Genomic DNA, 23227 nt, shown 5'->3' with positions numbered 1-23227 from the left:
TCGAGTGAGCAGTTGCTGTGTCCGTGCATTGGCGGGCGGGCTCCAATCGGGGGATTGGTGGATAGTGGTAGAGCCCGCCCGGCCAACCCGGACCGCCCTGTTCCTCGCCAGGGTTGGAAATTCGTCGCGCCGCGTGCCGACGGGTTTCGGGAAGCCCACGGGCAGACGGATCTCAGGCTTCGTCTTCCCGCTGCCCCGACGTTGGTCGGGGCTTTTTTTTGCCCGCCTTGGGCGCGCTCGTCACCCGGACCCTGGCCGGGCCCACCATCCCGACAACGGGCCGTGCGGCACCGCACATCGGCGTCGGGGCGCGCCGTGCTATAACGGAGGCCGATTTTCGCCACCGTGCCGCCATGTCCTCTGCCCGCCGCTTCCTCGCGCTGTCCTTGTTGATCGCCGCATTGATCGCCCTCGACTACGGCTGGCTGGATCTGACGCGCGCGCTGGACGACCGCGCCGGCGACCTGCTGCTGCGACAGAACGTGAGCAGCCGCGAAGCGTCGCCCGACATCGTGGTGATCGACATCGACCAGAAAAGCCTGGAACAGCTCAACGAAGTGGCCGGCAGCTGGCCGTGGCCACGCGCCATCCACGCCGAGATGATCGAGATCCTGGCGGCGCAGCGCCCACGCGCCATCGTGTTCGACGTGCTGTTCAACGAGCCGGACACCTTCCGCCCGGACAGCGACGCGCTGCTGCGCGACACGGCGCTGGCGCAACAGGGCCTGTACTTCCCCTATGTGCTGCTGGGCGATGGCCAGCCCACCCCGTTCGCCCGGCTGCCGCGCGAAACCGGCATCGTCGCGCTGGCGGGCGCCCGGGCCGACGCCGGCGCGCCGCTGCTGCTGCCTGGCGTGCTGCCGCCCAAAGCCTGGCACGGCGGCCTGATCAATTTCGATGCCGACCACGACGGCATCGGCCGCCATTACCTGATCGACACCGTGATCGACGGCTGGCGCATCCCGTCGATGCCGGCGCGCGTGGCGCGCGACCTGGGCTGGAAGGTGCCGGCGCAAGCGCGGGTGCGGCTGAACTGGACGCCGATGCACCGCCACGTATCGTTCGGCGACCTGTACCTGGACGCCAACAGCGAACACCCGCGCCGGCCCGCCGACGAGTTCGCCGGCAAGATCGTGATCATCGGCACCGCGGCGCCGGGGCTGATGGACCTGCGCCCGACCCCGCTGTCGCAGACCTATCCCGGCGTGGAGATCCTGGCCGGCGCGCTCGACAACCTGCAGGCGGGCGACTGGCTGGCCGAAACCGACCGCGCCTGGTTCGCGCCGCTGGCGCTGGCATTGTGCGGACTGCTGTGGCTGGGCTTCTCCCGTGGCGTGAACACGCTGTGGCTGGGCATCGGGCTGGCGCTGGCGAGCGCGGCGGCGGCCGGCACCGCGTGGCTGGGGCTGGGCATCAACCACTACTGGCAACTGGCCGGCGCGCTGGCCTGGGGCTGGACCTACTTCTGGCTGGCCGCGCTGCTGGCCTACCTGGCCGAGCGCGCACGGCGCGAGCAGGCGGTGCAGTTGTTCGGCCGCTTCCTCGACAAGCGCGTGGTGCGCGACCTGGTGGAAAGCGGCCAGATCGACGCGCGGCGCGGCGCGGTCAGCCAGCACGTGAGTGTGCTGTTCTCCGATATCCGGGGCTTCACCACGCTGTCGGAGACACGCCCGCCGGAAGAGATCGTCAGCCTGCTCAACCGCTATTTCTCCCGACAGGTGGAAGTCATCTTCCGCCACGGTGGCACGTTGGATAAGTTCATCGGCGACGCGATCATGGCATTCTGGGGCGCGCCGGTGGACGACCCGCACCACGCCGAGCACGCGGTGGCGGCGGCGCTGGAGATGTCGCGCGAGCTGGAGGCGTTCAAACGCGAGCTGGCCGAACAGGGCGTGAACTTCGACATCGGCATCGGTATCCATAGCGGTCCGGCCGTGGTGGGGTTCATCGGCGCCCAGGCCCGGCTCGATTACACTGCCATCGGCGACACGGTGAACCTGGCCAGCCGCATCGAAGGCGAAACCAAGGGCGTGGCGCGCGTGCTGGTCTCCGAAGCGACACGCGAACTGTGCGGCGAGCGCTTCGGCTTTGTGGAGCGCGGCCTGCACAACGTGAAGGGACGCGGGCAGCCGGTGCGGTTGTTCGAACCGCACGCCATTGATTCAGACGAGGACACATCGGCATGAAAACACTCCTTCCCATCGCCACGGCCTGCGCCGCGCTGCTGCTGGCCGGCGCCGCGCTGGCCGAAAGCGGCACGGTGATCCGCGCCACGCCGCTCAAGCAGCAGCCGTTTCTCGATTCCGGCACCGTGGCCCAGCTGTCGGCCAGCAGCGTGGTGGACATCGTCACCCGCAAGGGCGCGTGGATGCAGGTGAAGACCCGCGACGGCCGCAACGGCTGGGTGAAGCTGCTCAATGTGCGTACCGGCGGCGCCAGCGGTGGCGGCGGCCTGGGTACCGTCGGCCGGGTGCTGTCCACCGGCTCGTCCGGCACCACCGTCACCACCGGGGTGAAGGGGCTGTCCGCCGAGCAGATCGAAAACGCCAAGCCCAACTACGCCGAGCTGGACAAGATGAAGCAGTACCGCGCCAGCAACCAGGGCGCCACCGCCAGCGCGCGCAGCGCCGGCCTCAAGGCGCAGAGCGTGAACAACATTCCGTATACGCGCGGCAACAGCGGCGGGCAGGCCAACGACCCGCAATCGCAACGGCGCGGAGGCTGAGTCATGAAAGCAAGCAAACTGTTGTGCGCCCTGGCCCTGGCGGCCGCGCTGCCCGCGCAGGCGCTGGATCTGGGCAAGATCGTCGACAAGCTCAACGAGAACCCCGACCTGGTGAACGCCGTGGGCGGCGTGATCCAGAACACCGTGGACGCCAACCGCACCATCGGCCCGCAGGAGGAAGCCACCATCGGCGACGGCCTGGCCGCCAACCTGCTGGGCGCCGCGCCGCTGGTGAAGGATGCCGAGCTGCAACGCTACGTGAATCAGGTGGGCCAGTGGCTGGCCAGCCGCTCCGACTCGCCGGGGCTGAACTGGCGCTTCGGCGTGATCGATTCGCCCAACGTCAACAGCTTCGCCACCCCCGGCGGCGTGATCCTGATCACCCGCGGGCTGTACCGCGAACTGCGCAACGAGAGCGAACTGGCCGGCGTGCTGGCGCACGAGATCAACCACGTGCTGCTGCACCACCAGATCCGCGCTATCCAGTCCGGCAAGGGCCGCGAGGCGCTGGGCAGCGCGTTGCAAGGCTTCACCTCGTACAAGCAGGGCAACGCACGCCAGTTGGGCGCCAACGCGATCTCCGGCATGTCCGAAGTGTTCGTGCGCGGCCTGGACAAGGACGACGAGTACGAAGCCGACGTGCGCGGCATGGTGCTGGCCGCCCGCGCCGGCTACAACCCGTACTCGCTGGTATCGGTGTTGCAGACCCTGGGCGAGATCAACCCGTCCGACAGCACGGTGCAACTGATGTTCAGCACCCACCCCACCCCGGCGGAACGGCTGAACAAGATCGACCAGGTGGTCGGCGACAAGCTGGAACGCTACGCCGATGGCGTCGAGGAGACACGGCGGTTCTATCGCCTGAAATGATTCTGGGAAGGGGGAAGGGTAAAACCCAACCCCACATCTTGAACCACAGAGGGCACAGAGAACACGGAGTTTCACAGAGAAAGCCAAAGGAAGAGAGAGGTGCGTCGGCATTCCCCGCGGTGCCCGATCAAACAGGAAAAGCGCACAAAGCATGCCACTCCTCTTTTCCGGTTTTCTCTGTGGATCTCTGTGCTCTCCGTGCCCTCTGTGGTTCAAGGTGTGGGGTTGGGAGTGCTCTTCCCTCTTCCCTCTCCTCCCTTCCCTGGTGCGCACCGCGCCCCCTTATAATCACGGGCAATCATGCGCCCCGCCGGGCGCGTCACCGGGAGCCCGCATGCAACCGTATTCCACTCGTCGCGACCGACTCGCCGCGCGCCTGGCGCCTGGCGTGGTCGTGGTGCCCACCGCGCCGGAAGTCGCGCGCAACGCCGACACCGGCTATCCCTACCGTTTCGATTCCGGCTTCTACTACCTGACCGGCTTTCCCGAGCCCGAGGCGGTGCTGGTGATGCTGATCGGCGAGGACGGTGAGCAGCGTTCGCTGCTGTTCTGCCGCGACAAGAACCTGGAACGCGAGATCTGGGACGGCTACCGCTTCGGTCCGGCCGCGGCGGCCGAGCGTTTCGGCTTTGCCGAGGCCCACCCCTACGAGGCGCTCGACGAGGAGATCGTCAAGCTGCTGGCCAACCAGCCGCGCATCCATACCGCGTTCGGCGCCGACGCCGCGTGGGACCAGCGCGTGGCCGGCTGGCTGAACGCGGTGCGCGCGCAAGGGCGCGCCGGCCTCGCCGCGCCGCGCGAGATCGTCGACGTGCGCGGCAACATCGACGAGATGCGGCTGTTCAAGGACGAACACGAACTGGCGCTGATGCGCGAGGCCGGCCGGATCAACGCCGGCGCGCACATCCGCGCCATGCGCAACGCGCGCCCCGGCATGCCCGAATACGCGGTCGAGGCCGAGCTGCTGCACGAGTACTACCGCCACGGCAGCCGCTTTCCCGCCTACAGCAGCATCGTCGCCAGCGGCCCCAATGCCTGCGTGCTGCACTACGTGGAAAACGACCGCGTGATGCAGGACGGCGACCTGCTGCTGATCGACGCCGGCTGCGAATACCAGGGCTACGCCAGCGACATCACCCGCACCTTCCCGGTGAACGGCCGCTTCAGCGGCCCACAGAAGGCGGTGTACCAGGTGGTGCTGGACGCCCACCGCGCGGCGATGGCGCACGCGCGGCCCGGCGCATCGTGGAACGCCATGCACGAAGCGGCGGTCGAGGTGCTGGCGCAAGGGCTGATCGACCTGAAGCTGCTGTCCGGCTCGCTGGACGCGGTGCTGGAACAGGAAAGCTACCGCCAGTTCTACATGCACCGCACCGGCCACTGGTTGGGCCTGGACGTGCACGACGCCGGCGCCTACAAGCTGGACGGCGCGTGGCGCCCGTTGCAGCCGGGCATGGTGTTCACCGTCGAGCCGGGGCTCTACATCCGCCCGGCCGACAACGTGCCGGCCGAGTTCGAACACATCGGCGTGCGCATCGAGGACGACGTGGCGATCACCGCCGATGGCCACGAAGTGCTGACCGACGCCTGCCCGCGCACCGTGGCCCAGATCGAGGCGCTGATGGCCGAGCGGCAGGCCTGATCCCCGCGTCGCCCCGCGACCTCTCGAACCCATCGGCGTCGATCGCCATCGCACCGGATTTGCCCATGCTGACTTCCACCCTGCCCACCCATGTCGACATCGCCATCGTCGGCGGCGGCCCGGTCGGCGCGCTGCTGGCGCTGCGGCTGGCCCAGGCGGGCCACCAGGCGCTGGTGCTCGAAGCGCGCCGCGACACCTCGGCCGACCCGCGCGCGCTGGCGCTGTCGTATGCCAGCCGCGAGGCGCTGACGCGGGTGGGGCTGTGGGACGAAACAGCGCTGGCGGCCACCGCCATCGCCAAGGTGCACGTCTCGCAGGCCGGCAGCCTGGGCCGCGCCGAACTGGACGCCGCCGAGCTGGAACTGCCCGCGCTGGGCTACGTGGTCGGCTACGACCGGCTGGCCGCGCTGGCGCTGGAACGCCTGGCCGCCAGCAGTGCGCGGATCGCCCTGGGCAGCCCGGTCACCGCGATCCGCCGCCTGGCGCGCTTCGCCGAACTGGCGATTGGCGGCGAGGACCGCCCGCGCACGCTGACCTGCCGGCTGGTGGTGTTGGCCGACGGCGGCAAGCTGGTCGGCACGCTGGGCGACGTGGTGCAGACCGTGAAGCCGTACCGACAGCACGCGGTGCTGGCAACGGTGACGCCGGTCAAGCCGCACCAGCACATCGCCTACGAGCGCTTCGCCGACGATGGTCCGCTGGCGCTGCTGCCGCGCGGCGACGACTTCACCCTGGTCTGGACGCAGACGCCCGAACAGGCCGAGGCGCGGCTGGCGCTGTCGGACCGGGAATTCCTGGATGAAGTGGGCGCGCGCTTCGCCGGGCGCGTGGCCGGCTTTTCCGCCGTCGGCGCGCGCGCCAGCTTTCCGCTGGCGCTCAAGACACTGGACCGCGTGGTCGGGCGGCGACTGGCGCTGATCGGCAACGCCGCGCAGACGCTGCACCCGGTGGCCGGTCAGGGCCTGAACCTGGGCCTGCGCGATGCCGCCACCCTGGCCGACGTGCTGGGCGCGGTGCCACCGGCGCAGGTGGGCGAAGACGCCACGCTGACGCGCTACGCCCGGCTGCGGCGCAAGGATGCCGGCGTGGTCACCGCGTTCACCGACAGCCTGATCGGCATCTTCGATTCGCCCAACCCGCTGCTCAAGCACGCGCGCAGCCTGGCGCTGCTGGGGCTGGACCAGGCCGCGCCGCTGCGACGCGGTTTCGCCCAGCGCATGGTGTACGGCGCGCGCTGAGAGCGGCCAACAAAACCCTGCTGGCTGCGTCGCGCGGGGGCGCCGAGCTGAAACTTGCCGTACTACTTGTACTGTCTGCGTTCCGCGCTTCTCGCCAGGACCGCTGCGCTGGGTTTTGTTAGCCGCTCCAAGGCGCAAAGCGTCGAGCAAGGAACGCCGGACGGGCCCGCGCGCGGCGTCTTGCGATGGCGGGAGCGATCCGTCCTAGGCCGGCACGCCAAGCTGTTGCGGCGGCCGCTGCAACTCCACCGCCACCAGCTTGGCCAGGTCCGCCAGCATTTCCAGCTCCAGCGGTTGCAGGGTGCGCGGCTCGCTGTCGATCAGGCACAGCGTGCCCACCTTGCTGCCGTCGGCCATCCGGAGCGGCGCCCCGGCGTAGAAGCGCACCCCGGGCGCCCCGACCACGAACGGGTTGTCGAAGAAGCGGATGTCGTTGCGCGCGTCCTCGACCACCATCACCTCGTCACGCAGGATGGCGTGACCGCAGAACGACACTTCGCGCGAGGTTTCGCCCAGCGGCAGGCCACAGGCGGACTTGAACCACTGGCGTCGGGCATCGATCAGGGTGATCAGGGCGATCGGCACCCGGAAGAAGGTGGCGGCGACGCGGGTCAGGTTGTCGAAGCGGGCTTCGGCGGGGGAATCGAGGATCAGCAGGTTGCGCAGCACCTGGATGCGCTGCGCCTCGTTCTCGGGCATGGGAGGAGCTTGCATGGGTCTCTCTCGTTGTGGGCGGGAGCGGCGTCATGATATCCGCGCCGGTACGACGAACGGACTCACTACCTTCCTAGCAGTTCGCGCCGCCCCCGGCTGGACGGCGCCCCCTCGCCACGCCGCCTCATTGCCTTGCGGCCCCGGCGCGGGATCGCCGCCCCGCACATTCCTTCCACGCGATACCGGCTCAGTGCGGCGGATCCTTCAGCCGGGTGCGCGACACACCGGCCAGGATACCGATCCCCAGCAGCACCACGCCACCGACCACGATCCATTGCGTCGGCAGCCCCGCCAGGTGGGCCCCATAACCCAGGCCGAGAATGGCCACGGCCACACCGATCAGATACAGAGCAAACGAAGACATCGCGCACCTCCTTGTCGTTATGCGATGTTTTAGGGCCTGTTCACACTATTTTCACGACAGCGTTCGGGGCAGTGCCGGTGTGCGGCAAGGCGCAGGACGCGCTGCGGTATGAATACCGTGAGCGGCGTGCAACGCAGCAGCGCGCCGGTAATGCCCCGAACCCTGCGGGCCGAGCAGGAAAACGGTCATCCACTGCGTTGTGCTCCTTGGCAATAACCCGTTATTGCCTGCGTCGCACGTCTTGTACCTGACCGTTTTCCTGCCCGGCGCTGCCGCGAAAATAGTGTGAACAGGCCCTAGTTAAAGGCGGATCGGCGCCATCGAGAGTGGAACTATTGCCAGCGCCACCCCCATGGGCGAGCCAGCGGCCAATACGCAGAAACTGGCTCGTCGGCACGTTTGAAAGCGCTATCATTTCGACCGTTGGCGCATGCAAAACCAGCCACCCGGCAGATTTCCGGTTGCCGCTCGCTTATTCGCATGACATGAATGCGCGCACGCTGGCGTGATGCGGGAGACAACATCCGGCTATCGCCAGCGGCCCGTACCGATCAACGGCAATACATTTCGGCCCGCGAACGGTACGGCAACGACTAAACCAAAAAGCGACCGACACACGCGCAGGCGGCCACCGCCGCGCGGTCCGGCCAAGAAGAAGTTTGGAGGAGAGTGGAATGAAACACCGACTGCCGTTCCCGGCATTGGTCGCCGTGGCCGCCATCGCGGCCTGCGCCGGCACCGCCCAGGCCGCCTGCCGTGGTGCCTGGGCCGAAGGCAACACCTATCAGACCGGCGACACGGTCACCTACGCCGGCGCCACCTACACCGCGCTGGTCACCCATACCGCCTTCGTCGGCACCGGCTGGAACCCGCAAGCCACGCCCACGCTGTGGCAGACCGGCGGCCAGTGCGGCAGCACGCCGACCCCCACCCCGGCCCCCACGCCGACACCCGCGCCTCAACCCACTCCGACGCCCAAGCCCGTCACCCCGACCCCGGCTTGCAGCAGCAGCGCGGCGGCGTGGTCGGCGAGCACCGCCTATGTCGGCGGGCAGCGCGTCACCTATCAGGGCGTGGTGTACGAAGCCAAGTGGTGGACCCAGGGCGACAACCCCGGCCAGTCCGGCGAATGGGGCGTGTGGAAGGTGGTGGGCAGCGGCGGCTGCGTCACGCCGACCCCGACGCCCAAACCCGCCACCCCGACGCCCCCGCCACAGCCGACCCCCACGCCCAACGTGCCGGTGCCGGCGGGCTGGCGCCTGGTGTGGAACGACGAATTCGACGGCAATGCCATCGACACCGCCAAGTGGAGCTTCGAGGTCAACGGCCAGGGCGGCGGCAACAACGAATTGCAGTACTACACCGCGCGCAGCGAGAACGCCCGCGTCGAGAACGGCAAGCTGGTGATCGAGGCCCGTCGCGAGAACTACACCGGCCCGGACGGCGCGCGCCAGTACACCTCGGCCCGCCTGCGCTCGCTGGGCAAGGGCGACTGGACCTACGGCCGCTTCGAGGCACGGATGAAGCTGCCCTACGGCCAGGGCCTGTGGCCGGCGTTCTGGATGCTGCCCACCGACTGGGTCTACGGCGGCTGGGCCGCCAGCGGCGAGATCGACATCATGGAAGCGATCAACCTCAAGGCCGCCGGCGGCAACACGATCTACGGCACGATCCACTACGGCGGCGCCTGGCCCAACAATACGCACAAGACCCTCTCGACCGTGCCGGGCAGCAGCACGGCCGACAATTTCCACGACTACGCCGTGGAATGGGAGCCGGGAGTGATCCGCTGGTACGTCGATGGCCAGTTCTACGGCCAGCAGACCGACTGGTACAGCAGCGCCGCCGCCTACCCCGCGCCGTTCAACCAGCGCTTCCACCTGCTGTTGAACGTGGCCGTCGGCGGCAACTGGCCCGGCAACCCCGACGCCAGCACGCCGTTCCCGCAACGCATGGAAGTGGACTGGGTGCGGGTGTTCCAGCGCTGACCGGCTTCGTTGCACGACAAAAAGCCCCGGCGTGTTGCCGGGGCTTTTTGCTGGGCGCGATGATTTGCGCAAATGTCGAATCACACCTTCGCCTGGCCCGCCGTGCCCCCCTGGCGCAGCTCGGCGATCCGCACGATCACGTAGGCGATCAACGCAAAGACGAAAAACACCAGCAGCAGCCAGGCAATGCCTTGCAGTGCTTCGATGATCGTCCGGTACAGTTCGAGCACCCAGCGTTCGGTCGTCAACAAAACGATCCGGGCATCCTTGTCCCAGCGCTCCGGCGTGATGTACTTCTCCAGTTCATAAATGCGCACGCCCGCCGAGACCCCGACGACCAGAATCGCGAACTTCAGGTACTTCAGCCAGGCGACGCTGATTTCATCGGCGATGATCCGTTTCAGGATGCTGTCGATGGGTTTGGAAAAGACCAGCGCCACCACCAGCGAAACCACGGATGCCACCACCAGCGTGACCAGCAGCAATGTCAGGAACATGTGAACCTCCCGGAACCGTTTTCATCAGGTAGCACCCGTGGCTTTGGGTCGTCATGAGTGCTCGTCTCGACCAGACTAGCCCCGATTCAATCGGTACCGTACTTGGGCGAATGCGGGCCGTACAGGATGCGGTTGGGGCCGCCGGCGGACAGCATGCGCAGGCTGGTCACCCCGGCGTAGCCGTAGGCCGCGTCGCTCAGGTGGTTGGTCACCTGCTTGAGCGCCGCCGACACCAGCATGCCGACCAGGCCGCCGCCACCGCCGCTGTTCTGTTCCGAGCTGGAGGCATGGCCGGCGCCGGTCCACAGCGTTTCGCCGGTGCGCAGATCCACCAGCGTGGCCTTGGCGGCGACCTCGGTGACGCTGTCCACCACCACGTAGGTGGAACCGTATTTGGTCACGGTCACGTACAGCACGGCGTCCGCACCGAAGATCTGCCGCAGCTTGTCGTGCGATACGCCGTGGATCTCGGCGGCATGGCTCAGACCGTTCTGCTTGAAGGTCTCGTCGACCAGCGCCACCGGCAGCACGTAGTAGCCGGCCTCGGCCAGCGGGAAGGTCATCTGCGACAACATCGCGTAGGTGGCGTTCACGTCGGGCGATTCGTTCAGCGGCGGCAGCACCAGGATCGACGCGGGCTTGGCGGCCTTGAACGCGGTGTAGTCCATGGTGGATTGCTTGGGCGCGGCGCAGCCGACCACCAGCAGCGCCAATGCCCAGCAAGTCAGGATCTTGATCAGTTTTTCCACGTCATTCCCCTTGCCTGGCCGGTTGTGGTTGCTTCTTCAGCAGGAAATCCATGTAGGCCTGCGATTCGGGAAACAGCGCTTTCTCGGTCTGGAACTGCTGCACCGCCTGTGCCTCGTCGCCGATGCTGGCATACAGCATGCCCAGGTGCGCGTGGAAGCCGGGCGGCGGCATGCTGCCCTTGGCGCGGATCTTCTGGAACGCGGCTTCCAGCGTGCCGATCTGCTCCTCGGTGGATTGCCCCTGGAAATACTTGTAGACCTGCTGCTGGTAGCCCTCCCATTGGTAGAGCGTGGTCGGCGGCGTGGCGCATCCGGCCAGCAGCGTGCACGCGGCGACGAGCGTCGCCAGCGTCCCCCGTACTGCGATGTTGTTATGGTTCATGACACTTCCGTTATTGAGGTTTGCTGGGGTTCCAGGCGCCGCCGTCGATGGCCGCGACCAGGTTGTTCACCGCTTCGCGCATGGCCAGGTCGAGTACCTTGCCGTTCAGCGTCGAGTCGTAGCTGGCGGTACCGCCGAAGCCGACGATCTCGCGGTTGGACAGGCTGTACTCGCCGGCGCCCTGGCTGGAGAACACCACTTCCGAGGTGGCGATATCGACCACGTTGAGGGCGACCTTGGCATAGGCCACCTGCGACTTGCCGCGCCCCAGGATGCCGAACAGCTGGGTGTCGCCCACTTCCTTGCGGCCGAACTCGGTGACATCGCCAGTGATGACGTAGTCGGCCCCCTTGAGCCGCTGCGCCTGCTTCTTGATGTCCGCCTCCTGCGCGATCTCCTTCATGTTGTCGCGGTCCAGCACGTTGAAGCGGTTGGTCTGCTGCAGGTGGGTGATCAGGATGGTCTTGGCCTGGCCGCCCAGCCGGTCCACGCCGTCGGAGAAGATGCCGCGCATGTAGCTGGAGCGGTTGTCGAACTTGCCCACGGCGATGGGCGTGCGCACGCCGGCATAGGGCCGGCCGGCGCTTTCCACCTTGGGCACGGCCAGGGTGGTGGAGCTTTCCGTCGCGCAGCCGACGAACAGCACCGCGGCCGGCAGCAATGCCAACAGGGACATCAGGGGCTTTTTCATTGCGATTCCTTGTAAGGGAGGGGCCGCGCGCCGCCGGGCGCGGCGTCGGACAACGCCATCGCACCCGCCGTCGAACAGGCAGGCGGGATCGGGCAAGGCGCCGATTATCCACCACAGCCAACCGATCGTCATGATTGCCGACAATTTTTGTCAGAGTGGCAACATGCGGCTTGAACAAGTGCTGCGGCGTACCCTGCACAATCCATTGATGCACGGAAAGGCACTGTTTGCCGGTGACTCAGCCCGGCGGATGCTCCAGCAGCACCCATTCCTGGAAATGCAGATCCTCGAACTGGTACTCGCCGCGCTCGACGTTCACCAGGATCTGCCGCTTCAGATCCATCAGGCGCGCCAGCGAGTTGTTGACCGCGTGCAGCTGCGCGGGGCCGATGCCCAGCGCCTGGCCGAACTCGCGCAGCGCAGCCTTGCCGGTGATGCCCTTGCGCCCGGCGGCGACGAACTGCAACACCAGCCGGTCCATCGGCCGCAGGCTGTCCCACGCCGCGGCGAAGCCGTCGTCGGAATAGGTGCTTTCGCGGGCGGCCTCCTGCGCCGCCTCGACCCCGGCGAAGGGATTGAGCAGGTAGGCGTCGAGAAAGCGGCGGAACACCTCGGGCGAGGACTTGAGCGCCAGGAACGCCTGCTGCGCGCGCTCGTCCGGCAGGTGCAGCTCGGGGCGCAGGATGTCGTTGGCCCGGCGCACCATATGGCTGACGAACAGGTTGTCCAGCAGCGGGAACGGCTCCACCGGCGCCCAGTTGTAGAACGGCTGGCTCGATTTGCCGAACATGCCGCGCAGGGTGTGCTCGCTGGAGCCGGTGAACACCACCTTCACCCGCTCCTTGCGCACGTCCAGCCCGCCGCGCAGCGCGCTCGCCACCGCCAGGTGCTCGGCGCTGGCCAGCACCTGGGCTTCGTCGATCATCAGCAGGATGGGGCGCGGATGGGCGTCGATGCGCTGCCAGACCTGCGCCAGCGTGGGATCGACCTCGGCGTCGTCCAGCCTGGCGTCGACGCCGGCCCCCAGCACCGTCAACTTGACGCCGCGCACATGCGGCCCCTTGCCGACCAGCCGGGCCAGCGGGTTGCGCCGCGCCGCCAGTTGCTGGGTCACGGCGGTGGCGATGCCGGCGAGCGGCGCGCCGCGGCATTCCCACAGGTTGACGTAGACGCAGGTGAAACCGTCCTGCTCCGCCTGCGGCAGCAGATCCTTGAGCAGGAACTCGGTCTTGCCCATGCGCCGACGCGCGAACAGGGCGCGGGCGCTGGACAAGCCGGCGCGGAAGGCGTCGATGTAACGCTGCGCCAGCTCCCGCCGCGCGAAGTGCCAAGCATCCACTGTGGAAGGCATATCTAAAAATATCTAGGAGATTTAGATATATCTATTGTTGAAAAATAAACGTAGCAATACAAGGGCGAATCGACCTTCAAATGCCTGGCGCTGCCCGGCCCGGCGCCCCCGCGCGACGCGGCAAGGAGGGTTTTGCCAGCGATGCTGAGCGGCTGGCAAGACCCAGCGCAGCGGTCCTGGCAAGAAGCGCGAAACGCAGACAGTACAAGTAGTACGGCAAGTTCGCGCGACGTAGCCAGGAGGGTTTTGCCAGCCGCTCAGCCGTACTTGCGCCCCAGCACCAGGAATACGCGGTGCGGTACGCACAGCGGCTCCTGCGGGAAGCGGGCGCGCAGCAGCGCCGCCAGCTCGGCATCGAAGCGTGTCACCGCGTGCGGCGGCAGGCTGGCCGATACGCCGGCGCTGGCCCGGATGCGCCCGCGCCAGGCTTCGTGGCTGTAGACGGCGGGCACGTCGAAGGCCACCGCCTCCAGCCCGACGAAACCGGCCTGCGCCAGATCGGCGAAATGACCGCCGTGCACCCCGCAGCCGCCAGCGCCCTGCCACGCCGGGTTGTGTTGCAGGATCAGCCGCTCGGTGGCCTCCACCACGTTGCCCGGCAGCGGAATCCAGTCGTAGTGCGCCAGCGCCAGGATGCCGCCGTGACGCAGTACGCGCCACGCCTCGCGCGCGGCCTCGGGCCGCTGGAACCAGTGCCAGCACTGCCCGGCGGTCACCACGTCGAACGCCGCGTCCGGCAGGCCGGTGCGCTCCGCCACGCCCTGCCGGTACTCGACGCGCACGCCGGCCTCGGCATCGAGCAGCCGCGCCTGCGCCAGCATGGTCTCGGCCGGATCCAGCCCCACCGCCTGGCAGCCTTGTTGCGCGAAGCCGCGCGCCAGCGTGCCGGTGCCTGTCCCCAGGTCCAGCAGCGACTGGCCGGGCAGGCCGATGCCCAGCGCGGCGGCGCGGGCGAAGAAAGCCGGCGGGAAACCCGCCCGGTATTTGCCGTAGTCGGCCGCGGTCTTGCCGAAATCCACGTCGCTCATTGTTCTTTCCTTGCGTTTTTTTACGTCGGCTTTCACTGCATATTGCCAAAACATCCCGATCGATTAAGCATTTCCCGCTGCGGTGCGTCAATCGCATCAATGCCAGCAACAACCCGGGCGGAATATGCCAGCCGCCTGCCACCCAGGAGCACCCGATGAGCATTCCGGACCAGAAGATCGACTACGTGGAATTCGTCGTCGCCGACATCGCCGCCGCCAAGGCGTTCTATGGCGCGGCCTTCGGCTGGCGTTTCACCGACTACGGCCCCGGCTACACCGAGCTGGACGACGGCCGCCTCAAGGGCGGCTTCACCACCGAAGGCACGCCGCGCCCCGGCGGGCCGCTGGTGGTTCTGTATGCCGACGATCTGGAAGCCACGCTGGCGCGGGTGATCGCCGCCGGCGGCCGGATCGTCAAACCGATCTTCAGCTTCCCCGGCGGCCGGCGCTTCCAGTTCACCGACCCGGACGGCTACGAGTTGGGGGTCTGGTCGGCCTGATCGAGGCGCGCACCCCGCCGATGTACGCTTCGCCGCCCTGCCGGCGCCCCTTCCCGCCCGACTCCCCCCAGGCAACCGCCGAATGGCGGTGCTCCGCCTTGAAATTAATTAAATCGTTAATTAACTTGAGCGGATGACCGCCGCCCCACCTCCCCGCACCCGTGGCCGGCCGGCCGGCGCCGCCGATCAGGACGTGCGCGCCCGCCTGCTCGATGCCGCGCTCGCCCGCTTCGCCGCCCACGGCATCGCCGCCACCAGCATGGCGCAAGTGGCCAAGCACGCGGGGGTGACGCCGGCGATGGTCCATTACTACTTCGACAACCGCGACCGTCTGCTCGACGCGCTGGTGGACGAGCGCGTGGCGCCGCTGATCGAACATGTCTGGGCCGCCAGCGACGACGAAGCCGCCGATCCGCGCCTGCTGCTGCAAGGCGTGATCGCGCGCATGACCGCGGGCGTCGCCAGCCGACCATGGCTGCCGCCGCTGTGGATCGGCGAGATCCTCAACGAGAGCGGCCTGTTGCGCGGCCGGCTGTTCGCCCGGCTGCCGCTGCCGCGCCTGCGTGGACTGACCCAGGCGCTGGCCGCCTTGCAGGCGCAAGGCGCGCTGCATCCCGACATCGAACCCCGGCTGGTGTTCGTCTCGGTGCTGGGGCTGGCGATGCTGCCGTTCGCGGTGGCCGGCCAGCAGCGGCACCTGCCGGACGGCACGCCGCTCGCCGCCGACGTGGTGGCCCGCCACGCCAGCGCCCTGTTGCTGCACGGCCTGGGCCAGCCCGCCCCCACGAGGAAGCCCGCATGACCGCCCGCCTGTCGCTGCTGTTCCTGCCGTTGCTGCTGGCCGCCTGCGGCCGCGACGCCCCCGCCACCTACCAGGGTTACGTCGAGGGCGAATACGTGGCGCTGGCCGCTTCGCAAGGCGGCCACCTCAGCCGGCTGGCGGTGCGGCGCGGCCAGCAGGTGGCGGCCGGCGCGCCAGTGTTCGCGCTGGAATCGGACAACGAAACGGCGGTGCGGCGGCAGCGCCAGCAGCAACTGGCGGCGGCGCAGGCGCAACTGGCGGACCTGCGCAGCGGCAAGCGGCCGCAGGAAATCGCCGTCACCGAAGCCCAGCTGACCGCCGCCGAAGCCGAGGCGCGCCGCGCGGCGCAGCAACGCCAGCGCGACGAGGCGCAGTTCGCCATCGGCGGCGTGTCGCAGGCGCAACTGGAACAGAGCCGCGCCGCCGACCTGGCCGCCGCCGCCGAGGTGCGCCGGCTGCAACGCGAGCTGGACGTGGCGCGCCTGCCGGGCCGCAGCGCGCAATTGCAGGCGCAGGCCGCCCAGGTCGAGGCCGCGCGCGCCGCGTTGGCACAGGCCGACTGGACCTTGAACCAGAAGGCGCTGCGCGCGCCGACGGGCGCACTGGTGTTCGACACGCTGTACCGCGAGGGCGAATGGGTGGCGCCGGGCAGCCCGGTGGTGCGGCTGCTGCCGCCCGGCAACATCAAGGTGCGCTTCTTCGTGCCGCAGGCGGCGCTGGCCGGCCTGCAACCGGGGCGCGAGGTCACGCTGCGCTGCGATGGCTGCCAGCCGCTGCCGGCGCGCATCGACTACGTGGCCACCGAGGCCGAGTACACCCCGCCGGTGATCTACAGCAACGACACCCGCGACAAGCTGGTGTTCCTGGTCGAGGCCCGGCCGGCGCCGGCGCAGGCCGCCCGGCTGCATCCCGGCCAGCCGGTGACGGTGGAACCGCGATGAACGCATCCGCGGACGAATTCGCCATCGACGTGCACGGCCTGCACAAGCACTTCGGCGACAAGCACGTGGTCAACGACGTGTCGTTGCAGGTGCGCCGCGGCGAGATCTTCGGCTTCCTCGGCCCCAACGGCAGCGGCAAGACCACCTCGATCCGCATGATGTGCGGCCTGCTGACGCCGGATGCCGGCAGCGGCACCTGCCTGGGCTACGACATCGTGCGCGAGGCCGACCAGATCAAGCGCCAGGTCGGCTACATGACGCAGAAGTTCTCCTACTGGGAGGACCTCACCATCCGCGAGAACCTGGATTTCGTCGCCCGCATCTACGAGATGCCCGACCGCAAGGCGCTGGTGGATCGCACGCTGGACGAACTCGGCCTGGCCAGCCGCGCCGGGCAGTTGACCGGCTCGCTGTCCGGCGGCTGGAAACAGCGGCTGGCGCTGGCCGCCTGCCTGCTGCACCAGCCCCGGCTGCTGCTGCTGGACGAGCCCACCGCCGGCGTCGACCCCACCGCGCGGCGCGATTTCTGGGAGGAACTGCACCGGCTGGCCGCGCGCGGCATCTCGGTGCTGGTGTCCACCCACTACATGGACGAGGCCGAGCGCTGCCACAAGCTGGCGTACATCGCCTACGGCCGCCTGCTGGCCCAGGGCACCGCCGCCGAGGTGATCGCCGGGCAGGGCCTGTCCACCTGGACCATCGAAGGCGACGACCTCACCGAGCTGGCGCAGCGGCTGCGCGGCCAGCCCGGGGTGGACCAGACCGTGGCCTTCGGTGCGGCGCTGCACGTCAGCGGCCGCGACGGCGCGCGGCTGGAGGCCACGCTGCGCGAGGCGGCGGCGGGCGGCGCGCTGCGGCTGACCCCGTCCGACACCAGCCTGGAGGACGTGTTCATCTACATGATGGCGCGCTCCAGCGACAACTTCGGAGCGCCGGCATGAAGTGGCGCGGCTTCTCGCTGGCCCGCTGGTGGAGCGTGGTGCTCAAGGAATTTCTGCAACTGCGCCGCGACCGCATCACCTTCGGCATGATCATCGGCCTGCCCATCGTGCAGCTGACGCTGTTCGGCTTCGCCATCAACACCGATCCCAAGCACCTGCCCACCGCGGTGCTCAATGCCGACCCCAGCGAATTCAGCCGCAGCTTCGTCGCCGCGATGAAGAACTCGGAATACTTCGAGATCGTCGGCGAAGTGCCGGATGAGGAAGCCGGCCGCGCCGCGTTGGCCCAGGGCAAGGTGCAGTTCGTGCTCAACATCCCGGCCGACTTCAGCCGCCGCCTGCTGCGCGGCGAAAAGCCGGCGCTGCTGGTCGAGGCCGACGCCACCGACCCGATGGCCACCGGCATGGCGCTGGCCGCCACCAGCCAGCTGGCGCAAAGCGTGGCGCGGCACGACCTCACCGGCGCGCTGGCGCCGCTGCGCGGCGGCGAACCACCGTTCGAAGTACAGGTGCACCGGCTGTACAACCCCGAGGGCAACTCGCAGTACAACACCGTGCCCGGCCTGATGGGGGTGATCCTGACTATGACCATGGTGATGATGACCGGGCTGGCGATGACCCGCGAACGCGAGCGCGGCACCATGGAAAACCTGCTGGCCACCCCGGTGCGCCCGATCGAGGTGATGACCGGCAAGATCGTGCCCTACATCGCCATCGGCCTGATCCAGGCCACCATCATCCTGCTGGCCGCGCACTTCGTGTTCCAGGTGCCGTTCGCCGGCAACCTGGGCGCGGTGTACCTAGCCGCGCTGCTGTTCATCGCCGCCACGCTCACCGTCGGCATCACGCTGTCGTCGCTGGCGCAGAACCAGCTCCAGGCGATGCAGCTGACCATGTTCTACTTCCTGCCCAACATCCTGCTGTCCGGCTTCATGTTCCCGTTCCGCGGCATGCCGCAGTGGGCGCAATACATCGGCAACGTGCTGCCGCTGACGCACTTCAACCGGCTGATCCGCGGCATTCTGCTCAAGGGCAGCGGCTGGGCCGACCTGTGGCCGAGCGTCTGGCCGCTGCTGCTGTTCACGGTGGTGGTGATGGGCATTGCCTTGCGCTTCTATAGACGGACTTTGGATTGAGGGGCCAGCCTATGCACAACCACAATCGCCTCCGCCCGCTCTGTTCCGCGCCAGTGCTCGTTCTGCTGGTGGGCTGCGCGGTCGGCCCCGACTTCCACTCGCCCGCCGCGCCGACGGTAGGCCGCTATACCGAGGCCGAGCTGCCCGACGCCACGGTCGACGCGGCCGGCGTCTCCCAACGCTTCCGGGCGCAGCAGGCCGTGCCGCAAGACTGGTGGACACTGTTCGCCTCGCCCCGGCTGGACGCGCTGGTGCAGCAGGCGCTGGCGGCCAGCCCCACGCTCGACGCCGCCCGGGCGCGGCTGGAGCAGGCCATCGCGGCCTACCAGGCCGAAGCCGGTCAGCAATGGCCGCAGGTGGACGCCAACCTGGCCGTCACCCGCGAGAAGATCAGCACACCGGCACCGGGCGATCCGCCGTTGCGCGATTTCGGCCCGTTCACGCTGTATCACGCCGCCATCGAGGTCCAGTACACGCTCGACCTGTTCGGCGCCGAGCGGCGTGCGCTGGAATCGCTGGCCGCCGGCAGCGACTATCAGCGCTACCAACTGGAAGCGGCGCGACTGAGCCTGGCCGGCAACGTGGTGCTGACCGCGATCCGCGAAGCGGCGACCGCCGAGCGTCTGGCCACCACCGAGGCCCTGCTGGCCGCGCAGCGCGAGCAGGTGGACATCGCCGAGCACCGTCAGCGGCAGGGCGGCGTATCGCAGGCGGAACTGCTCGGGCAGCGCGCGCTGCTGGCGCAGACCGAAGCCTCGCTGCCGGCGTTGCGACAGCAGCGCGCCGCACTGCGCCACCAGTTGGCGGTGTACCTGGGCCGCGCACCGGGCGACGGCCTGCCGCCGTTGCCGCGCCTGGACGAGCTGCGCCTGCCCGCCGAGCTGCCGCTGACGGTGCCGGCCGAGCTGGCGCGCCGCCGCCCCGATATCCGCGCTGCCGAAGCGCTGCTGGCCGGCGCCACCGCCGACGTCGGCGTCGCCACCGCCAACCTGTATCCGCGCCTGACGCTGAGCGGCAGCCTGGGCTCGGACCGGCTGGAAAGCAGCCGCCTGCTGGAAGGCTTCAATATCTGGAGCCTGGGCGCCGGGCTGGCGCAGCCGCTGTTCCACGGCGGCACGCTGCGCGCCCGGCAACGCGGCGCCGAAGCCGCGCTGCGCGCCGCCGAGGCCAACTATCGCCAGACCGTGCTCGGCGGCTTGCAGCAGGTGGCCGACACCTTGACGGCGCTGCATGGCGACGCCGCGACCCTGGCCGCGCGCGACCGCGCACTGGCCGACGCCACCGGCTATCGGGACATCGCCGCCCGCCGGCTGGCGCTGGGTGGCGTCAGCCGGCTGGCCTTGCTCGACGCGGAACGTCAAAAATTGCAAACCGCGCTGGATGCGCTCGCCGCCCGGGCCGACCGCTATGCCGATACCGCCGCGCTGTTGCAGGCCCTGGGCGGCGGCTGGGAAGCGCCGCCGGCCCGGCCGTGATCCATACCAGCCTGTATCACCCTGAAAGCCAATGGCAATGCCATTCGGGCAGCGCTTGGCGTGGCGGCGTCCAGCTGTAAGCAACCGCCGTCCGGCGCGCCGGATGGCAGGCATCCGGTAATCGAACGATAACGACTACACCATGCATGACAGCCCGATGACCGCGCCGTTACAAGGCGTCGAGCGGTGCGTTCGCCGATCCGCCGGCTTTGAGTAGCGGCGGCAAACGCCTTACAATCGTGAATTCGATCCACTTGCTCAGGCGCGCGCCGCAGCGCGCCAAGGTCAGCCGTGTTCTCCTTCTTCCGCAAGAAAGACAACGAGCCGGAAAAGCCAGAGTCCCCCAAAGCGGGACCCAAGCCGGCCCCCACCCCAGCCCCGGAATCGCCGTCCCCGGCGACCGGCGAGCCGCCTGCCTACAACCTTCAGGAACTGTCCATCGAGGTGGAGGACATCGGCGCCCACCTCACCCCCGCCGAAGAAGAAGCGGTGGTGCTGTACGCCAACAACCAGGCCGAAGCCGCCATCGAGGCGCTCAAGGGCATCCTGCCCACGGTGCTGGGCACCCGCCGCCACGAAACCTGGCACCTGCTGTTCGAGCTGTACCAGCAACAGGGCAACCGCGCCGCCTACGACGAGCTGGCGCTGCAATACGTGGTCGAGTTCGAAGTGTCGCCGCCGGTATGGCGCGACCTGCCGCGCCGCGCCGCCACGGCCGAAACCCCGGGCAGCGCCTACGTGGCGTTCCCGGCACAGATCAAGGCCGAAGTCGGCGACAAGGAAGCGGCCAAGCTGATCAAGGCGTGCGAGAAAGGCGCCGTGGTCCGCGTGGATTTCAGCCGCGTCACCGACATCGACAGCCTGGGCGCCGCCGAGACGCTGGCCTGCTGGTCGCGCGCCCGCAAGAACCAGACCCGCCTGCAGATCCTGGGGGCCGACTCGTTCGCCGAACTGCTGCGCGCCAAGATCGAGCCCAGCCGCAAGATCCCGGCCGAGGCGCCGTTCTGGCTGCTCTTGCTGGAAGTGATGCAAAGCACCGGCGACCAGGATGCGTTCGACAACCTGGCCATCGTCTACGCCGTCACCTTCGAGGTATCGCCGCCGTCGTGGGACGCCAAGCTGGCGCCCAGCCCGGAGCAGAAGGCCGCGCAACAACAGCAGCCGGCCGCCGCGCCGACACCCAGCCGCGTCGCGCCCGACCACCTGCTGCTGGCGGGCGACCTGGTGGGCGGCGCCACCGCCGATCTGTCGACCATCCGCGAATTCGCCGCGCAGCATGCCAGCCCGGTGCTCGATTTCAAGGGCGTGCGCCGCGTCGATTTCGAAACCGCCGGCCAGTTGCTCAACCTGTGCATGGAGCTGATGCAGCAGGGCCACGTGCTGGCGATCCTCGATCCGAACGAACTGGTCACCGGCCTGCTGCACCTGCTGGGCGTGAGCGAACTGGTCGAGCTGCGCTACAGCCACCCGCGCCGCTGACCCGCGCCGGCGGGTGCCGCACCGCCGGGTACCGCGCCGCGGGCGCCGCTTGATTCCGCCCGCCGCGCCCCCACCTGCCCCGTATCGTTCGTAGGGGATTTCACATGCAGCAATTCGACGGCACCACCATCGTCTCCGTGCGCCGCGGGCGCCATGTCGCCGTGGGCGGCGACGGCCAGGTCACGCTGGGCAACGTGGTCATCAAGGGCACCGCGCGCAAGGTGCGCAAGCTCTACCAGGATCGCGTGCTGGTCGGCTTCGCCGGCGGCACCGCCGACGCCTTCACCCTGTTCGAACGCTTCGAGGCCAAGCTGGAGAAGCACCAGGGCCAACTGACCCGCGCGGCGGTCGAGCTGGCCAAGGATTGGCGCACCGACCGCATGCTGCGCCGACTGGAAGCCATGCTGATCGTCGCCGACGAGACCGCCACCCTGGTCATCACCGGCAACGGCGACGTGCTGGAGCCCGAGGAAGGCATCGCCGCCATCGGCTCCGGCGGCGCCTACGCCCAGGCCGCGGCACGCGCCCTGCAGGAGAACACCGAGCTGCCGCCCGAGGTGGTGATCAAGAAGGCGCTGGAGATCGCCGGCGACATCTGCATCTATACCAACCAGAACCACGTGATCGAGAGCCTGGGCGCCGAGCCCATCGACGCGTAAGCCCCCGCTCGCGCGCCGTCCGGCGCGCGGACGCCACACTGCGACCGCGCCGCGATACACCTGCCGCGGGCCGTCCGGCTACAATCGCCGCCATGTCGCACACCCTCGCCTGCCTGCGTTTCCTCGCCGCCGACCATTTCACCTCCGGTGCCAGCATCGCCGAACGATTGTCCCTTTCGCGCGCATCGGTCTCCGCCGCGCTGGCCGAAGCCGAGCACTACGGCGTGGAGCTGGAGCGCCGCCACGGCGTCGGCTATCGCCTGGGCCGTCCCATCGACTGGCTGGACACCGACGTCATCCGTGCCCAGCTGCCGCCGCATAGCCGGCTGAGCCTGGAGCTGGCGCAACGCACCGACTCCACCAACCGCCGCCTGCTGGCCGAGCCCGGCCACGGCAAGGTGCTGGCCGCCGAATGGCAGGACGGCGGGCGCGGGCGCATGGGGCGGCGCTGGCAGGCGCGACTGGGCGGCTCGCTGATGTTTTCGCTGTGCTGGCAGTTTCCCGGCGGCGCGGCCACGCTGGCCGGCCTGCCGCTGGCCGTGGGCAGCGTGGTCGCCGAGACCGTGACCGCCGCCGGCGCCAGGGACGTCGGCCTGAAGTGGCCCAACGACCTGCTGCTGCATACGTCCCAGGGCGACGCCAAGGCCGGCGGCATCCTGATCGAAGTGGCCGGCGACGCCATGGGCCCGGTCAGCGCGGTGATCGGCATCGGCCTCAATCTGGCCGCGCCACAGGTGGACGACCAGCACGTGGCCGGGCTGGCCGACCATGGCCTGGCGGTGGCGCGCAACGTACTGCTGGGCCGCCTGCTGGCCGAGCTGGAGCAGGCGCTCACCCATTTCGCCAGCCACGGCTTCGCCGATTTCCGCGCCCGCTGGGAGGCGCGCCACGCCTGGCAGGGCAAGCCGGTACGGCTGGTGGCGCCCAGCGGCCAGGTGCGCATCGGCATCGCCGACGGCGTGACCGACGACGGCGCGCTGCGCTTTCGCAGCGTGCACGGCGAAGAGGTGGTCCACAGCGGCGATCTGAGCCTGCGGGCCGCGCACTGATGGCGG

At 69.0% G+C, this 23227-nt stretch carries 23 protein-coding genes; 15 read left to right on the top strand and 8 right to left on the bottom strand.

Going from position 1 to position 23227, the window contains the following annotated elements; genetic code table 11:
* Positions 1–353 precede the first annotated feature (353 nt).
* The 5 genes from C556_RS19465 (at position 354) to C556_RS0105555 (ending at position 6475) form a co-directional block, all read left to right on the top strand.
* Positions 354–2186 (top strand): adenylate/guanylate cyclase domain-containing protein, encoded by a 1833-nt coding sequence (locus C556_RS19465; protein ID WP_018747248.1) that lies wholly within the window; start codon positions 354–356, stop codon positions 2184–2186.
* On the top strand, positions 2183–2725 hold the full coding sequence (locus tag C556_RS19460) for an SH3 domain-containing protein (RefSeq protein WP_018747247.1): 543 nt from the start codon (positions 2183–2185) through the stop codon (positions 2723–2725). Before C556_RS19465 ends, C556_RS19460 begins: the two co-directional genes overlap by 4 nt.
* A gap of 3 nt (positions 2726–2728) precedes the next feature.
* Entirely contained in the window at positions 2729–3595 is an 867-nt protein-coding gene (locus tag C556_RS0105565) for a M48 family metalloprotease (RefSeq protein ID WP_018747246.1), read from the top strand.
* Positions 3596–3929: 334 nt separating this feature from the next.
* Positions 3930–5237, top strand: coding sequence for a Xaa-Pro aminopeptidase (gene pepP / locus C556_RS0105560; protein WP_018747245.1), 1308 nt, complete (start codon positions 3930–3932; stop codon positions 5235–5237).
* A gap of 65 nt (positions 5238–5302) precedes the next feature.
* Complete coding sequence (locus C556_RS0105555; protein WP_018747244.1) at positions 5303–6475, top strand: FAD-dependent monooxygenase; 1173 nt, start codon at positions 5303–5305, stop codon at positions 6473–6475.
* A 204-nt stretch (positions 6476–6679) separates the two neighbouring features.
* Here the strand turns inward: C556_RS0105555 and C556_RS19455 are convergent, their stop codons facing one another.
* Positions 6680–7189: a GAF domain-containing protein gene (locus C556_RS19455; RefSeq protein WP_157235891.1), complete on the bottom strand. Its 510-nt coding sequence runs from the start codon at positions 7187–7189 to the stop codon at positions 6680–6682.
* Positions 7190–7376: 187 nt separating this feature from the next.
* Entirely contained in the window at positions 7377–7553 is a 177-nt protein-coding gene (locus C556_RS23405) for a hypothetical protein (RefSeq protein WP_018747242.1), read from the bottom strand.
* A gap of 674 nt (positions 7554–8227) precedes the next feature.
* Between C556_RS23405 and C556_RS24195 the strand changes: the two genes are divergently transcribed.
* On the top strand, positions 8228–9541 hold the full coding sequence (locus C556_RS24195; protein ID WP_018747241.1) for a carbohydrate-binding protein: 1314 nt from the start codon (positions 8228–8230) through the stop codon (positions 9539–9541).
* Positions 9542–9621: 80 nt separating this feature from the next.
* On the opposite strand, the gene C556_RS0105535 is transcribed toward C556_RS24195, so the two are convergent.
* The 6 genes from C556_RS0105535 to C556_RS0105510 all read right to left on the bottom strand — a co-directional run bounded on the left by C556_RS0105535 (position 9622) and on the right by C556_RS0105510 (position 14239).
* A complete protein-coding gene (locus C556_RS0105535; RefSeq protein WP_018747240.1) occupies positions 9622–10038 on the bottom strand; it encodes a hypothetical protein in 417 nt (138 codons plus the stop codon).
* 86 nt (positions 10039–10124) lie between these two features.
* Positions 10125–10706 carry a DUF799 domain-containing protein gene (locus C556_RS0105530; RefSeq protein ID WP_169338598.1) on the bottom strand — a complete coding sequence of 194 codons (582 nt, stop codon included), beginning with the start codon at positions 10704–10706 and terminating at the stop codon, positions 10125–10127.
* Between the two features lie 82 nt (positions 10707–10788).
* The gene (locus C556_RS0105525; protein ID WP_018747238.1) at positions 10789–11169 is read right to left on the bottom strand and encodes a DUF4810 domain-containing protein; all 381 of its coding nucleotides are present in this window, start codon (positions 11167–11169) and stop codon (positions 10789–10791) included.
* 10 nt (positions 11170–11179) lie between these two features.
* On the bottom strand, positions 11180–11860 hold the full coding sequence (locus C556_RS0105520) for a CsgG/HfaB family protein (RefSeq protein WP_018747237.1): 681 nt from the start codon (positions 11858–11860) through the stop codon (positions 11180–11182).
* A 238-nt stretch (positions 11861–12098) separates the two neighbouring features.
* Positions 12099–13211, bottom strand: coding sequence for an ATP-binding protein (locus C556_RS0105515; protein ID WP_018747236.1), 1113 nt, complete (start codon positions 13209–13211; stop codon positions 12099–12101).
* Between the two features lie 257 nt (positions 13212–13468).
* Positions 13469–14239 carry a class I SAM-dependent methyltransferase gene (locus C556_RS0105510; RefSeq protein ID WP_018747235.1) on the bottom strand — a complete coding sequence of 257 codons (771 nt, stop codon included), beginning with the start codon at positions 14237–14239 and terminating at the stop codon, positions 13469–13471.
* Between the two features lie 155 nt (positions 14240–14394).
* On the opposite strand from C556_RS0105510, the gene C556_RS0105505 reads away from it, so the two are divergent.
* From C556_RS0105505 to C556_RS0105465, 9 genes are all read left to right on the top strand, one after another.
* A complete protein-coding gene (locus C556_RS0105505; RefSeq protein WP_018747234.1) occupies positions 14395–14739 on the top strand; it encodes a VOC family protein in 345 nt (114 codons plus the stop codon).
* Between the two features lie 133 nt (positions 14740–14872).
* Entirely contained in the window at positions 14873–15541 is a 669-nt protein-coding gene (locus C556_RS0105500) for a TetR/AcrR family transcriptional regulator (RefSeq protein WP_018747233.1), read from the top strand.
* Complete coding sequence (locus C556_RS0105495; RefSeq protein WP_018747232.1) at positions 15538–16482, top strand: HlyD family secretion protein; 945 nt, start codon at positions 15538–15540, stop codon at positions 16480–16482. The genes C556_RS0105500 and C556_RS0105495 overlap by 4 nt, the downstream gene beginning before the upstream one ends.
* On the top strand, positions 16479–17423 hold the full coding sequence (locus C556_RS0105490; RefSeq protein WP_018747231.1) for an ABC transporter ATP-binding protein: 945 nt from the start codon (positions 16479–16481) through the stop codon (positions 17421–17423). The genes C556_RS0105495 and C556_RS0105490 overlap by 4 nt, the downstream gene beginning before the upstream one ends.
* Positions 17420–18559, top strand: a complete 1140-nt coding sequence (locus tag C556_RS0105485; RefSeq protein WP_018747230.1) for an ABC transporter permease — start codon at positions 17420–17422, stop codon at positions 18557–18559. The genes C556_RS0105490 and C556_RS0105485 overlap by 4 nt, the downstream gene beginning before the upstream one ends.
* A 53-nt stretch (positions 18560–18612) precedes the next feature.
* Positions 18613–20034: an efflux transporter outer membrane subunit gene (locus C556_RS0105480; protein ID WP_040430572.1), complete on the top strand. Its 1422-nt coding sequence runs from the start codon at positions 18613–18615 to the stop codon at positions 20032–20034.
* 291 nt (positions 20035–20325) lie between these two features.
* On the top strand, positions 20326–21513 hold the full coding sequence (locus C556_RS21485) for an STAS domain-containing protein (RefSeq protein WP_157235888.1): 1188 nt from the start codon (positions 20326–20328) through the stop codon (positions 21511–21513).
* Between the two features lie 104 nt (positions 21514–21617).
* The gene (hslV, locus tag C556_RS0105470) at positions 21618–22172 is read left to right on the top strand and encodes an ATP-dependent protease subunit HslV (protein WP_018747227.1); all 555 of its coding nucleotides are present in this window, start codon (positions 21618–21620) and stop codon (positions 22170–22172) included.
* 92 nt (positions 22173–22264) lie between these two features.
* A complete protein-coding gene (locus C556_RS0105465) occupies positions 22265–23221 on the top strand; it encodes a biotin--[acetyl-CoA-carboxylase] ligase (RefSeq protein ID WP_018747226.1) in 957 nt (318 codons plus the stop codon).
* Positions 23222–23227 lie beyond the last annotated feature (6 nt).

Source organism: Chitiniphilus shinanonensis DSM 23277 (assembly GCF_000374805.1).
In the GTDB taxonomy this organism is placed as follows: domain Bacteria; phylum Pseudomonadota; class Gammaproteobacteria; order Burkholderiales; family Chitinibacteraceae; genus Chitiniphilus; species Chitiniphilus shinanonensis.
This window is presented reverse-complemented; position numbering and strand designations above follow the sequence as displayed.